This is a genomic window from Microbacterium sp. NPDC090007 (assembly GCF_044748345.1).
In the GTDB taxonomy this organism is placed as follows: domain Bacteria; phylum Actinomycetota; class Actinomycetes; order Actinomycetales; family Microbacteriaceae; genus Microbacterium.
Genome location: NZ_JBIVFV010000004.1, coordinates 1 through 12,834 on the forward strand (window position 1 = coordinate 1; position 12,834 = coordinate 12,834).

The 12,834-nt window shown below is 69.2% G+C and carries 11 protein-coding genes and 2 tRNA genes; 5 read left to right on the top strand and 8 right to left on the bottom strand.

Features of this window, described 5'->3' with window-relative positions:
- Positions 1-199 precede the first annotated feature (199 nt).
- The 3 genes from valS (at position 200) to ACIPVB_RS13065 (ending at position 5,278) form a co-directional block, all read left to right on the top strand.
- Positions 200-2,767 carry a valine--tRNA ligase gene (gene valS / locus ACIPVB_RS13055; protein ID WP_400369455.1) on the top strand — a complete coding sequence of 856 codons (2,568 nt, stop codon included), beginning with the start codon at positions 200-202 and terminating at the stop codon, positions 2,765-2,767.
- Entirely contained in the window at positions 2,767-3,015 is a 249-nt protein-coding gene (locus ACIPVB_RS13060; RefSeq protein WP_400369457.1) for a hypothetical protein, read from the top strand. The genes valS and ACIPVB_RS13060 overlap by 1 nt, the downstream gene beginning before the upstream one ends.
- A gap of 214 nt (positions 3,016-3,229) precedes the next feature.
- Positions 3,230-5,278, top strand: a complete 2,049-nt coding sequence (locus ACIPVB_RS13065) for a M3 family metallopeptidase (RefSeq protein ID WP_400369459.1) — start codon at positions 3,230-3,232, stop codon at positions 5,276-5,278.
- 142 nt (positions 5,279-5,420) lie between these two features.
- Here ACIPVB_RS13065 and clpX read toward each other — a convergent pair whose 3' ends face one another.
- From clpX to ACIPVB_RS13095, 6 genes are all read right to left on the bottom strand, one after another.
- Positions 5,421-6,689, bottom strand: coding sequence for an ATP-dependent Clp protease ATP-binding subunit ClpX (gene clpX, locus ACIPVB_RS13070; RefSeq protein ID WP_400369461.1), 1,269 nt, complete (start codon positions 6,687-6,689; stop codon positions 5,421-5,423).
- Between the two features lie 237 nt (positions 6,690-6,926).
- Complete coding sequence (locus ACIPVB_RS13075; protein ID WP_400369463.1) at positions 6,927-7,589, bottom strand: ATP-dependent Clp protease proteolytic subunit; 663 nt, start codon at positions 7,587-7,589, stop codon at positions 6,927-6,929.
- A 23-nt stretch (positions 7,590-7,612) separates the two neighbouring features.
- Positions 7,613-8,197, bottom strand: a complete 585-nt coding sequence (locus ACIPVB_RS13080; protein ID WP_400369465.1) for an ATP-dependent Clp protease proteolytic subunit — start codon at positions 8,195-8,197, stop codon at positions 7,613-7,615.
- A gap of 78 nt (positions 8,198-8,275) precedes the next feature.
- A complete protein-coding gene (locus ACIPVB_RS13085; RefSeq protein ID WP_400369467.1) occupies positions 8,276-8,764 on the bottom strand; it encodes a tetratricopeptide repeat protein in 489 nt (162 codons plus the stop codon).
- A 173-nt stretch (positions 8,765-8,937) separates the two neighbouring features.
- Positions 8,938-10,443, bottom strand: coding sequence for a trigger factor (tig, locus tag ACIPVB_RS13090; RefSeq protein ID WP_400369469.1), 1,506 nt, complete (start codon positions 10,441-10,443; stop codon positions 8,938-8,940).
- 73 nt (positions 10,444-10,516) lie between these two features.
- A tRNA-Pro gene (locus ACIPVB_RS13095) sits at positions 10,517-10,590 on the bottom strand.
- Between the two features lie 180 nt (positions 10,591-10,770).
- Here ACIPVB_RS13095 and ACIPVB_RS13100 point away from each other — a divergent pair.
- Positions 10,771-10,844, top strand: a tRNA-Gly gene (locus ACIPVB_RS13100).
- A gap of 22 nt (positions 10,845-10,866) precedes the next feature.
- On the opposite strand, the gene ACIPVB_RS13105 is transcribed toward ACIPVB_RS13100, so the two are convergent.
- Positions 10,867-11,502, bottom strand: coding sequence for a hypothetical protein (locus tag ACIPVB_RS13105; RefSeq protein ID WP_400369471.1), 636 nt, complete (start codon positions 11,500-11,502; stop codon positions 10,867-10,869).
- Between the two features lie 26 nt (positions 11,503-11,528).
- Complete coding sequence (locus ACIPVB_RS13110; RefSeq protein WP_400369473.1) at positions 11,529-12,071, bottom strand: gamma carbonic anhydrase family protein; 543 nt, start codon at positions 12,069-12,071, stop codon at positions 11,529-11,531.
- Between the two features lie 147 nt (positions 12,072-12,218).
- Here ACIPVB_RS13110 and ACIPVB_RS13115 point away from each other — a divergent pair, with 147 nt between their 5' ends.
- Positions 12,219-12,833 (top strand): alternate-type signal peptide domain-containing protein, encoded by a 615-nt coding sequence (locus tag ACIPVB_RS13115; RefSeq protein WP_400369475.1) that lies wholly within the window; start codon positions 12,219-12,221, stop codon positions 12,831-12,833.
- Position 12,834: the final 1 nt, after the last annotated feature.

Genomic DNA, 12,834 nt, shown 5'->3' on the forward strand with positions numbered 1-12,834 from the left:
CCCCCCCCCCCCCCCCCCCCCCCCCCCCCCCCCCCCCCCCCCCCCCCCCCCCCCCCCCCCCCCCCCCCCCCCCCCCCCCCCCCCCCCCCCCCCCGGCCGCGCCCCGACGCGCGCACGCGCGAGACCCCCGGTATCGTGGATGCCACACCCATCAGGCACGCTCACACAGTGCCGCCCATATCGCTCGAGGAGTACCCCCATGGCCACCATTCCCGACAAGCCCGCCCTGGAAGGCCTCGAGCAGAAGTGGGACGCCGCGTGGCGTGAGCGCGGGACGTACGTGTTCGACCGCATCCGAGCCGCCGAGGCCGGTCGTCAGGGCGTGTACTCCGTGGACACTCCGCCGCCGACGGCATCCGGGAGCCTCCACATCGGTCACGTGTTCTCGTTCACGCACACCGACGTGAAGGTGCGCTTCGAGCGCATGCGCGGCAAGACCGTGTTCTATCCGATGGGCTGGGACGACAACGGCCTGCCGACCGAGCGCCGCGTGCAGAACTACTACGGCGTGCGCTGCGACCCCTCGCTCCCCTACGACGCCGCCTTCACTCCGCCGTTCGCGGGCGGCGACAACAAGAGCAGCAAGGCCGCCGACCAGGTGCCCATCAGCCGCCGCAACTTCATCGAGCTGTGCGAGCAGCTGACGGTCGAGGACGAGAAGCAGTTCGAAGACCTCTTCCGCGAGCTGGGCCTCAGCGTCGACTGGACCCAGACCTACCGCACCATCTCGGACGACTCGATCCGCACCAGCCAGCTGGCGTTCCTGCGCAACATCGAGCGCGGAGAGGCCTACCAGGCCCTCGCCCCGACGCTGTGGGACGTGGACTTCCGTTCCGCCATCGCGCAGGCCGAGCTCGAGGACCGCGACCAGCCGGCGGCCTACCACCGGGTGGGCTTCGCGAAGACCGACGGGTCGGGCGACGTGTTCATCGAGACCACCCGCCCCGAGCTGCTGCCCGCGTGCGTGGCGCTGGTGGCCAATCCCGACGACGAGCGGTACCAGCCGCTGTTCGGCACGACCGTGCGCACGCCGCTGTTCGACGTCGAGGTGCCGGTGCTCGCCCACCCCCTCGCGCAGAAGGACAAGGGTTCGGGCATCGCCATGATCTGCACCTTCGGCGATGTGACCGACATCATCTGGTGGCGCGAGCTCGACCTGCCGAACCGCACCATCATCGGCAAGGACGGCCGTATCGTCGCCGAGGCCCCCGATGTGATCGTGACGGATGCCGCGACGGCGGCGTACGGCGAACTCGCCGGCAAGACGGTGTTCAGCGCCAAGAAGCGCATCGTCGAACTGCTGCAGGAGATCGGCGCCATGGAGGGCGCCCCCAAGCCCTTCACGCACCCCGTGAAGTTCTTCGAGAAGGGCGACCGCCCGCTCGAGATCGTGTCGACGCGTCAGTGGTACATCCGCAACGGTGCGCGCGATGCCGAGTTGCGCGAGCGTCTGGTGGCCCTCGGCCGTCAGATGTCGTGGCATCCCGATTTCATGCGCGTGCGCTTCGAGAACTGGACCAACGGCCTGACCGGCGACTGGCTCGTGTCGCGCCAGCGCTTCTTCGGCGTGCCGATCCCGGTCTGGTACGGCCTCGACGACAGCGGTGAGCGCGACTACTCGCGTGTGCTGACGCCCGACCTCGCGTCGCTGCCGGTCGACCCGACGACAGACGTGCCCCCGGGCTACACCGAAGACCAGCGGGGCGTTCCCGGCGGCTTCGACGCCGAGCGCGACATCCTCGACACGTGGGCGACCTCGTCGCTCACCCCGCAGCTGGCCGGTGGGTGGCAGCGGGATGAGGAGCTGTGGAACCTCGTGTCGCCGTTCGACCTGCGTCCGCAGGGCCAGGACATCATCCGCACGTGGCTCTTCTCGACCATGCTGCGCAGCGCCCTCGAGGACGACCGCAGTCCGTGGACGGATGCCGCGATCTCGGGCTTCATCGTCGACCCCGACCGCAAGAAGATGTCGAAGTCGAAGGGCAACGTGGTCACGCCCGCCGACATCCTGAAGCAGCACGGCTCGGACGCCGTGCGGTACTGGTCGGCCTCGAGCCGCCTGGGCACCGACGCGGCCTTCGACCCGCAGAACCCGACGCAGGTCAAGATCGGTCGGCGCCTGGCGATCAAGCTTCTGAACGCGGCCAAGTTCGTGCTGTCCTTCCCCGTCCCCGAGGGCGCCGAGGTCACTCATGCTCTCGATGCGTCGATGCTGGCGACCCTGGATGCCGTGGTGCGCGACGCCACCGCCGCGTTCGAGGCGTACGACCACGCGCGGGCGCTCGAGATCACCGAGTCGTTCTTCTGGACGTTCTGCGACGACTACCTCGAGTTGGTGAAGGAGCGGGCGTACGACCAGACCGACGTGGGCCAGGCGTCTGCCGCGCTCGCGCTGCGCACGGCCCTGTCGACGCTCGTGCGCCTCTTCGCCCCCGTCCTGTCGTTCGCATCTGAAGAGGTGTGGTCGTGGTTCGACGAGGGCTCGGTGCACACCGCCGCCTGGCCCGAGCCGCTCGGCATCGAGGGAGACCCCGCGGTGCTCACCGCCGTCAGCGCCGCGCTCATCGGCATCCGTCGTGCCAAGACCGAGGCCAAGGCCTCTCAGAAGACGCCGGTCACCTCGCTCACCGTGGCGGGCCCCCACGTCGAGGCGTTGCGCCTCGCCGAGGGCGACCTGCGCGCCGTGGGCCGGATCGAGGCGATCTCGTTCGCCCAGGCCGACACCACCACCGTCACCGACATCGTGTTCGCACCCCAGGAGGCCTGATGCAACTCGGAACCCGCTGGACCGCCCGCGAGCAGCCGCCGAAGGCTGTCCCCGAGGTCCTCCACGCTCAGATCGCCGCCGTCGAAGCAGCGCTGAACCCGGACGGCCTGAGTGCTCCGTCGCCGAAGTGGACGCTGACCTTCCTCGAGGGGCGTCCTGTCGCGGAGCTCGATACCGGGGTCATCGTGAGCCAGGACGCCTCGGGCGAGGTCGTCGTGCGCTACGACGACGACGCCGAGTTCGCCTGAGCCCGTCGGAGCCCTCGGTCCCGCGACGCGGGCGCCTGAGCCCGCCACCGTGCGAGGTCCCCGCGACGCGGGCGCCTGAGCCCGTCGAAGCCCTCGGCCCCCGCGACGCGGGCGCCTGAGCCCGCCGCTGCGCGAGGGTCCTTCGACAGGCTCGGGGACCATCGGCGTGCCTCCGCGCCGTGACCGCGGCAGGCCCGCCGCCTAGGCTGGACCGATGACGGATGCCCCCAATCCCCTCCTCGCCGCCCCCTCGCTCCCCTACGATCTGCCGCCGTACGGCAGCATCCGGGCGGAGCACTACCTCCCTGCCTTCCACGCGGCCTTCGCGGCCCACCGTGCCGAGGTCGACGCCATCACCGCTCAGACCGAGCCCGCGACGTTCGAGAACACCCTCGTCGCCCTCGAGCGCAGCGGAGAGCTGCTCGGTCGGGTCTCCCGCACGTTCTACACGGTGACGGGCGCCGACGGCACCGCCGAGATCCAGGCGATCGAGGCGCAGCTCGCCCCCCTCATGTCGGCGCACCGTGACGCCGTCCAGCTCGATGCCGCGCTGTTCGCGCGCATCGCCGCGGTGCACGATCAGCTCGACGATCTGGACCTGGATACCGAGAGCCGCTACCTGGTGGAACGTCATCACCGCGAAATGGCGCTGGCCGGCGCCGGTCTGGACGCCGCGCAGAAGCAGCGTCTGACCGACCTCAATCAACGGTTGTCGGTGTTGACCACCACGTTCGAAAAGAACCTGCTCGCCGATACGAACGACCTCGCCGTCGTGTTCGACGACGCCGGCGAGCTGGACGGGCTGAGCGACGGCGAGCTCTCGGCCGCCGCGCAGGCCGCGACCGGCCGCGGGCTCGACGGACGTTACGTCGTCGCCCTCACGCTCTACACCGGGCACCCGTACCTGTCATCGCTGACGAATCGCGAGAGCCGCCGACGGTTGCTCGAAGCCTCCCGCGCACGCGGTGCACGCGACAACGCCCACGACAATCGTCCGGTGCTGCGCGAGATCGTGCGCCTTCGCGCCGAGCGTGCGGCGCTGCTGGGGTACCCCTCGCACGCGGCCGCCGTGCTCGCCGACCAGACGGCCGGGTCGCCTGATGCGGTCGAGTCGCTCCTGCGCCGTCTGGCGGCGCCGGCCGCCGCCAACGCTCGAGACGAGCACGCTGCCCTGCAGCGGATCGCCGACGCGGACGGCATCCGCATCGAGGCCCACGACTGGGCGTTCTACACCGAGAAGGTCCGCGCCGAGAAGTACGACCTCGACCGCTCGGCACTGCGCCCGTGGTTCGAGGCGGAGCGGGTGCTGCGCGACGGCGTCTTCCACGCCGCGGAGCTGCTGTACGGCATCCGTGTGACCGAACGGCACGACCTGCAGGGCTATCACCCCGAGGTGCGCGTGTTCGAGGTGCACAACGCGGACGGCAGCGAACTGGGGTTGTTCCTGCTCGACCTGTACACGCGCGACACGAAGCGCGGCGGCGCGTGGATGAACTCGATCGTCACGCAGTCGGCCCTTCGCGGTACGGCTCCCGTCGTGGTCAACAACCTCAACGTGAACAAGCCCGCGCCCGGCACCCCGACGCTGCTGACGCTCGACGAGGTCACCACGCTCTTCCACGAGTTCGGACACGCCCTGCACGGCCTGTTCGCGACGGTCACCTACCCGCACTTCGCCGGGACGGCGGTGTACCGCGACTTCGTCGAGTTCCCCAGCCAGGTGAACGAGATGTGGATCCTCTGGCCCGAGATCCTCGCGCACTACGCGCGTCACATCGACACCGACGAGCCGCTGCCTGCCGAGGTCATCGACCGTCTGCACGCCTCCGAGGCGTTCAACCAGGGCTTCGCCACGAGCGAGTACCTGGCGGCATCCTGGATCGACCAGGCGTGGCACACGCTCTCGCTCGACGAGGCATCGGCCGATATCGATGTCGCGGCCTTCCAGGCGGCGGCCCTCGCGGACATCGGCCTCGACGACCCGGCCGTTCCGACCCGCTACGCCTCGACGTACTTCGCGCACGTGTTCTCGGGCGGCTACAGCGCGGGCTACTACTCCTACATCTGGAGCGAAGTGCTCGATGCCGACACGGTGGAATGGTTCGGAGAGAACGGCGGCCTCACCCGTGCGAACGGAGACCGGTTCCGCCACCGCCTGCTGGGCGTCGGCGGTGCCGGCGACCCCCTGGCCGCCTATCGCGATTTCCGGGGACGGGATGCCGAGATCCAGCCGCTGCTGGAGCGTCGAGGTCTCGCCCGCTGACGACACGGGCGGTGACGCGGCCCGGGGCCGGGTCACCGCCCGTGTGCGGACCGCGTGACCGCGGGCTCGACGTCCAGTCGGCGAGACCCGGCGTGACGCCACGCCGCGGCCCGACCGTGCCCAGGTGCGACGGGCGGACGGGTCAGGCGCTGCGGCGCTTCTGAGCCAGGACGATCGTGGGTGCGACGCGGTCCTCGACGGCGGCGCGGGTGATGACGACCTTGGCGATGTCGTCGGCCGAGGGCACGTCGAACATGATGGGTCCCAGGACGTCCTCGAGGATGGCCCGGAGTCCACGGGCTCCGGTCTTGCGGGCCACGGCGAGGTCGGCGATCGCGCGCAGCGCGTCCTCGTCGAACTCCAGCTGGACGCCGTCGAGCTCGAACATCCGCTGGTATTGCTTGACCAGCGCGTTGCGGGGGGCCGTGAGGATCTCCATCAGCGCGTCCTGGTCGAGCGGCGAGACGGATGCCACGACGGGCAGACGACCGATGAACTCGGGGATCAGACCGAACTTGTGCAGGTCTTCGGGAAGCGCCTCACTGAAGAGATCGGGGGCGTCCTCCTTGCGGTGCAGGGGGGCACCGAAGCCGACGCCGTGCTTGCCGACGCGCGCCGAGATGATCTCTTCGAGGCCCGCGAAGGCTCCCGCGACGATGAACAGCACGTTCGTCGTGTCGATCTGGATGAATTCCTGGTGCGGGTGCTTTCGCCCGCCCTGCGGCGGGACCGAGGCGACCGTGCCCTCGAGGATCTTCAGCAGGGCCTGCTGAACGCCCTCTCCCGACACATCGCGCGTGATCGAGGGGTTCTCGGCCTTGCGGGCGATCTTGTCGACCTCGTCGATGTAGATGATGCCCGTCTCGGCGCGCTTGACGTCGAAGTCGGCCGCCTGCAGCAGCTTCAGCAGGATGTTCTCGACGTCCTCGCCGACGTAGCCCGCCTCGGTCAGGGCCGTGGCATCCGCTACCGCGAAGGGGACGTTGAGGCGCTTCGCGAGGGTCTGCGCCAGATAGGTCTTGCCGCACCCGGTCGGGCCGAGCAGCAGAATGTTGCTCTTGGCGATGTCGATCTCTTCGGCGCGCGCCTCGGCCGGCTGGAGCGTGCCGTGCGACCGGACGCGCTTGTAGTGGTTGTAGACGGCGACGGCCAGGGCGCGCTTGGCGGGCTCCTGACCGACGACGTACTCCTCGAGGAACGAGAAGATCTCGCGGGGCTTGGGCAGGTCGAATTCGGCGACCTCGCCGGCCGAGGACTCGGCCATGCGCTCTTCGATGATCTCGTTGCACAGCTCGACGCACTCGTCGCAGATGTACACGCCGGGACCGGCGATCAGCTGCTGCACCTGCTTCTGGCTCTTGCCACAGAAGGAGCACTTGAACAGGTCGGCGCTCTCACCGATACGTGCCATGGCCGGATCCTCCCGTCACCCGGCCCCCGCCGGTGTGTGATCCGAGCCTAACCCGAGCCCGGGCGAACCGAGGGCATTTGCGCTCTCGGCGGTGTCGTGCTCGCCCGCACCCCCGCGCGCGAGGTGCCAGGACCTGTCGCCTCGGAGCCGTCGGAAGCGACAGAAGGTGGCGCCTCGCGCGCGGCATGACGACGCCCCGCAGGCCGGAATGGTCTGCGGGGCGTCGAGGGTGATGCGTCAGGCGGTGAGAGCCGCCGGCTGGCGCTTGCGGGTCGTGAGGACCTGGTCGACGATGCCGTACTCCATCGCCTCGTGCGCCGAGAGGATCTTGTCGCGATCGATGTCCTTGTTGATCTTCGCGACGTCCTGGCCCGTGTGGCGGGCCATGGTCTCTTCGAGCCACGTGCGCATGCGCAGGATCTCCTGCGCCTGGATCTCGATGTCGGACGCCTGCCCGTGTCCGGCCTCGCCCATAGCGGGCTGGTGGATCAGGATGCGGGCGTTCGGCAGGGCCAGACGCTTGCCGGGCGCGCCGGCGGCGAGCAGGACGGATGCCGCGGACGCGGCCTGTCCGAGCACGACCGTCTGGATCTGCGGCGAGACGTACTGCATCGTGTCGTAGATCGCCGTCATGGCCGTGAACGAGCCACCGGGCGAGTTGATGTACATGATGATGTCGCGGTCGGGGTCCTGCGACTCGAGCACGAGCAGCTGGGCCATGACGTCGTCGGCCGAGGCGTCGTCGACCTGGACGCCCAGGAAGATGACGCGGTCCTCGAACAGCTTGTTGTACGGGTCCTGGCGCTTGTAGCCGTAGGCCGTGCGCTCCTCGAACTGGGGCAGGACGTAGCGGCTCGAGGGCATGTGCGCAGCTGCGCCGCCGAAGGTGGGGATGTTCATGATGGTGTCCTTTTCCTCTCGACTCAGGCCGCGGTTCCGCCGCCGCCGGTGACGTCGGTGGCGTGCTCGCGCATGTGGTCGACGAAGCCGTACTCGAGGGCCTCCTGCGCCGTGAACCAGCGGTCGCGATCGCCGTCGGCGTTGATCTGCTCGACGCTCTTGCCGGTCTGGTTCGCGGTGATCTCGGCGAGACGACGCTTCATGTCGAGGATGAGCTGCGCCTGCGTCTGGATGTCGCTCGACGTTCCCCCGAAGCCGCCGTGGGGCTGGTGCAGCAGCACGCGCGCGTTCGGCGTGATGTAGCGCTTGCCCTTGGTGCCGCTGGTCAGCAGCAGCTGACCCATCGACGCCGCCATGCCGATGCCGACGGTGACGATGTCGTTCGGCACGAACTGCATGGTGTCGTAGATCGCCATGCCGGCCGTGATCGAGCCGCCGGGCGAGTTGATGTAGAGGTAGATGTCCCTCTGCGGGTCTTCTGCCGCGAGCAGCAGGATCTTGGCGCAGATCTCGTTGGCGTTCTCGTCACGCACCTCCGAACCGAGCCAGATGATGCGGTCCTTCAGCAGCCTGTCGAAGACGCTCGTTGCCATAAGGGGTTCGGGCATGTGTGCTCCTCTTCCGGTGATCTGCAACGAATCTACCGGCGGGCTCCGACACCGGATGCCGTGTTCGCCGCGGGCGGATCAGTCGAGATGATCGGCGATTTCTCGCGCGTATCCGGTGACGGAACGGGTATAGCGGGGCAGATGGGGCGCGAGCGCCTGGAGGGCGATGGATGCCGCCCGCTCCGCCTGACCGCTCGAGACGAGTGCGAGGGCGTAGAACGCCGCCGCGGCGTCGTGCAGGGGTCCGCGCGGTTCGCGCTCGTACTCGATCCGCAGCATCTCCAGAGCCTCGTCCGTCTTGCCCAGGTTGCGGATCGTGCTGGCGAGCTGAATCGTCGCCTGCGTGCGGCGCTCGTCGTCGAGACCGACCGACAGGGCGTGGCGATAGAGCACCTCGGCCTCGTCCTCGTCCCCCGCCGAGTCGCGCGCTCCGGCGCGCTCGAACAGGGCGACGGGGTCGTCGGTGGGACGCTCGCCGGCGAGGTCGTCGATGCGGGCGATCACGTCGCGGGGATCGAGCGCGTCATCGGCCCAGACGGCATCCACTCTGTCCTGCCAGTCGTCCATGTGTCGCGTCTCTTGCTCCCCCCCTGTCGAGTGTCCAGGACACGCCGTTGACCGTCCGGACGTGCGGTGTGTCCTGGACACTCGACGGGGGTGGGGGTGGGGGGATGGGGAGCATCGGCATTTGGGGAAGACGAAGGGGGCGGATGCCGTGCACCCGCCCCCTTCGTCATGACTTACTCGCTCGCGGCGGTGTCGTCGGCCTTCTTCTTGGCGGGGGCGCGCTTCTTGGCGGGAGCCTTGGCGGGGGCCTCCTCAGCGGGAGCGTCGGCGTCGGCGGCCTTCTTCTTGGCGGGGGCGCGCTTCTTGGCGGGAGCCTTCGCGGGGGCCTCCTCCGCGGCGGGCGCGTCGTCGGCTGCGGGCACCTCGTCGGCGTCGTCGTCACCCTCGACGGGCTCTTCGCCCTCGACGGCGACGAAGCCGGTCAGGTCGACCGGCTTGCCGGCGGTGTCGACGACGGTGACCTTGCCGAGTGCGATCGCGAGGGCCTTGTTGCGGGCGACCTCTCCGACGAGCGCGGGGAGCTGGTTGCCCTGCTGCAGCGCGTTGACGAAGTCCTGGGGCGCCATGTTGTACTGCGCGGCGGACTGGATGAGGTACTGCGTCAGCTCGTCCTGCGACACCTGCACGTTGGCGTCTTCGGCGATCTTGTCGAGGACCATCTGCGTGCGGAACTGCTTCTCGCTCGCCTCGGTGACCTCGGCGCGGTGCTCGTCGTCCTCGAGGCGGTTCTCGCCCTCGAGGTGCTGGTGCACCTCGTCCTCGATGAGCTGCGGCGGAACGGGGATCTCGACGGCCTCGAGGAGTGCCTCGATGAACTTGTCGCGCGCGGCGGAACCCTGGGTGAAGACGGCCTGCTGCGACACGCGCTCGCTCAGCGACTCGCGCAGCTCGGCGATGGTGTCGAACTCGGATGCCATCTGCGCGAAGTCGTCGTCGGCGTCGGGCAGCTCGCGCTCCTTGACGGCCTTGATCGTGACCGTGACCTCGGCCTCTTCGCCGGCGTGCTCGCCGCCGACCAGCTTCGAGCGGAACGTGGTCTCTTCGTCGGCGGTGAGCGACTCGATGGCCTCGTCGATGCCCTCGAGGAGCTCGCCGGAACCGATCTCGTACGACACGCCCTCGGCGCGGTCGATCTCGTTGCCGTCGATGGTGGCGACCAGGTCGAGCTCGACGAAGTCACCCGTGGCGGCGGGACGGTCGACGGTCACGAGCGTGCCGAAGCGCGCGCGCAGACGGTCGAGCTCGGCGTCGATGCCGGCCTCGTCGGCCTCGGCGGCGTCGACGGTGACCGTGATCGAGTCGTAGGCGGGGAGGTCGAACTCGGGGCGCACGTCGACCTCGACATCGACGATCAGGTCGCCGGAGAAGTCCTTGAGCTCGGGGAGCTCGACGATCTCGGCGTTGGGTCGACCGATCACGCGCAGGTCGTTGGCCTCGACGGCCTGGCGGTAGAAGCCGTCCAGACCCTCGTTGACGGCGTGCTCGATGACGGCGCCGCGGCCCATGCGCTGGTCGATGATGGGGGCGGGAACCTTGCCCTTGCGGAAGCCGGGGATCTGCACGTCGCGGGCGATGTGCTCGTAGGCGTGGGCGATGCTCGGCTTGAGCTCGTCGGGCGAGACCGTGATGTGCAGCTTGACCCGGGTGGGGCTGAGCTTCTCGACGGTGCTGTTGACCATGCGGTTCGTTCTCCTCGTGTGGCCCGCGCGCACGCGGGGGCCGGCTAGGCCTGTGGTCTGTGGGGCCGTGACGTCGGGGCGACAGGATTTGAACCTGCGGCCTCCCGCTCCCAAAGCGGGCGCTCTACCAAGCTGAGCTACGCCCCGGGGCGGCGCGCGGAACGCGCCGACGAAACGACCGCTGAAAGTCTAGTCGATCGGCCTGGATGCGCCGATTTCTCCGGCGGAAGCGTGTCGAACCCGGCCCCGCCGCGTTCGCGAGGCGCTGTCGGGTGTCGTAGAGTAGGGGACGTCCGATGCTTCGCGGCCTCAAAACCGCGGAAATCCGGGGCTGTAGCTTAGTGGTAAAGCCTCTGTCTTCCAAACAGATGATGCGAGTTCGATTCTCGTCAGCCCCTCCACCTTTTGACCATGTCAGATCGTTCAACGATTCAGGCCGATTCCCCCGAGCAGCACGACCGCCGCGGCCACGACGGCGACCGCCGTCCAGATCGATGCGGCCTTCCAGCTCACGGCCGTCGCCGACCAGAGCGCGGTGAGTGTGAGGGCGCCCACGAGAATCCAGCCGGTGAGCGACGTCCACCAGACACCCACCCGACGCGCGTCCGGGGAGCCGGCCATGGTGCGTCCGAAGACCACGACCAGCGTCACGAACCCGGCCACCACCAACACGGCCCACGCGATCCCCACGACCCAGCCCCAGCCCTCCTCGCGCAGCTCGTCGGGTAGCGCGCGAGTGCCGATGGATTCGCGCACCGATGCGGGCAGTTCACGCTCGTCGGCGAGCGCGCTGAAACGCCGCGCGGTCGCCTCGTCGGCGTTCAGGCTCCACAGCATCACGATGTAGGCCCGCAGCTCATCCGCGGACGCCCCCTCGGTCAGGCCGACGGCGTAGCGGCCCGCTTGATCCCGGTGGCCGAGCCGGCGGTAGTGACCGACGAGCTCTTGCCGAGTCGCATCGTCCGCGGGATCGTCACGCAGTCGCGCCTTCCAGTCCCCCACCTCTTTTTTCCCCGCAGGTACCTCGAAAGACCTGTCGTCGGAGGTTTCGGAGGCCATCCCGCCATTATGGACGGGGATGACCGTCACATCCGGGTGGGCTGCGCCTCACCGTGACGCGCGGAGTGCGCGACGTAGATCTCGGCGTTGCGCAAGAGGCGCGAACGCTCCTCGGCGGTGAGCGCCCGACGCACCTTGGCGGGCACCCCCGCGACGAGCGAACCCTCGGGCACGACGGTGTTCTCCAGGACCACCGCTCCCCCGGCGATCAGGCATCCGGCGCCGATCTCGGCTCCTGAGAGGATGACGCAGCCCATCCCGACCAGCGAACCGTCGCCGATCGTGCACCCGTGCACGACCGCGTTGTGCCCCACCGAGACGTCGGCTCCGATGATCGCGGCGTGATCGGCATCCACGTGCACCGAGACGTTGTCCTGCAGGTTGCTGCGGGGTCCGATCGAGATCGCCGCGCTGTCGCCGCGGAGGACGGCGTTGTACCAGACGCTCGCGCCCATGCTCAGGGTGACGTCCCCCACGATCCGGGCTCCGGATGCCACGAACGCGGTCTCGTGCACGACGGGCGCCGCATCGGGCAGCGACAGGACAGCGGCGTCAGGGGCGATCGTCATGCGCCCGACGCTAGCGCTACCGACCGGCTACCGAGAACTACGGATCGCCGCCGAATCCGGTAGGGCGAGCGGGCGGATCGGTAGTGGCGAAGCCTCACCCGACTCCTATTTTCGGTTCACGAAGCCCGCACCCGCCGAGGAGGAACCATGTCGTTGTCGCCCAAGCCGACCACCCGGACACGAGCCACCCGTTCCGGGACCCGCCGACCCCGCGGACAGGCGAAAGCCATCGTGGCGATCGCTGCGGGCACCGCTTTGTTGCTGGGCGGAGCCGGCACGTATGCGTTCTGGTCGACGCAGACCGCCCTCGGGGCCGCGCCCGTCTCGTCGGGAGACCTGGATCTATCCCTCGGCGATGCGGAATGGACGCTCCAGGGTGTCCTCGGTCAGGCGCAGCCGGTCGCGGACGTCTCGGCGGTCCGTATCGTTCCGGGAGACGTGCTGACCCTGACCCAGGCGCTCGACGTCACGCTCATCGGCGACACGATCGAAGCGGACCTCGCGGCATCGCTCGGCGCGACGTTCGCTCAGGGGCTGGGCCAGTACCTCGACGTCGACCTCACCCTCGACAGTTTCGGGACCGAGGTGGACGAAACGACCTACCACCTCGTCGAGGCCGATATCACCGACCCCGACGGGACGCAGGCCGTCACGGCGACCCTGACCATCACCTTCGACCCGGCCACCGCCAACCGCGATGGCGTCAACAGCTCCGTCAACCTGGAGGACGTCGTCTTCACGCTGACGCAGACCGGCAACTGAC

Bases quoted from the DNA above. Each gene is read 5' to 3' on its own strand.
- valS (WP_400369455.1), top strand. From the start codon at position 200: ATGGCCACCATTCCCGACAAGCCCGCCCTGGAAGGCCTCGAGCAGAAG.
- ACIPVB_RS13060 (WP_400369457.1), top strand. From the start codon at position 2,767: ATGCAACTCGGAACCCGCTGGACCGCCCGCGAGCAGCCGCCGAAGGCT.
- ACIPVB_RS13065 (WP_400369459.1), top strand. From the start codon at position 3,230: ATGACGGATGCCCCCAATCCCCTCCTCGCCGCCCCCTCGCTCCCCTAC.
- clpX (WP_400369461.1), bottom strand. From the start codon at position 6,689: ATGGCACGTATCGGTGAGAGCGCCGACCTGTTCAAGTGCTCCTTCTGT.
- ACIPVB_RS13075 (WP_400369463.1), bottom strand. From the start codon at position 7,589: ATGAACATCCCCACCTTCGGCGGCGCAGCTGCGCACATGCCCTCGAGC.
- ACIPVB_RS13080 (WP_400369465.1), bottom strand. From the start codon at position 8,197: ATGCCCGAACCCCTTATGGCAACGAGCGTCTTCGACAGGCTGCTGAAG.
- ACIPVB_RS13085 (WP_400369467.1), bottom strand. From the start codon at position 8,764: ATGGACGACTGGCAGGACAGAGTGGATGCCGTCTGGGCCGATGACGCG.
- tig (WP_400369469.1), bottom strand. From the start codon at position 10,443: ATGGTCAACAGCACCGTCGAGAAGCTCAGCCCCACCCGGGTCAAGCTG.
- ACIPVB_RS13105 (WP_400369471.1), bottom strand. From the start codon at position 11,502: ATGGCCTCCGAAACCTCCGACGACAGGTCTTTCGAGGTACCTGCGGGG.
- ACIPVB_RS13110 (WP_400369473.1), bottom strand. From the start codon at position 12,071: ATGACGATCGCCCCTGACGCCGCTGTCCTGTCGCTGCCCGATGCGGCG.
- ACIPVB_RS13115 (WP_400369475.1), top strand. From the start codon at position 12,219: ATGTCGTTGTCGCCCAAGCCGACCACCCGGACACGAGCCACCCGTTCC.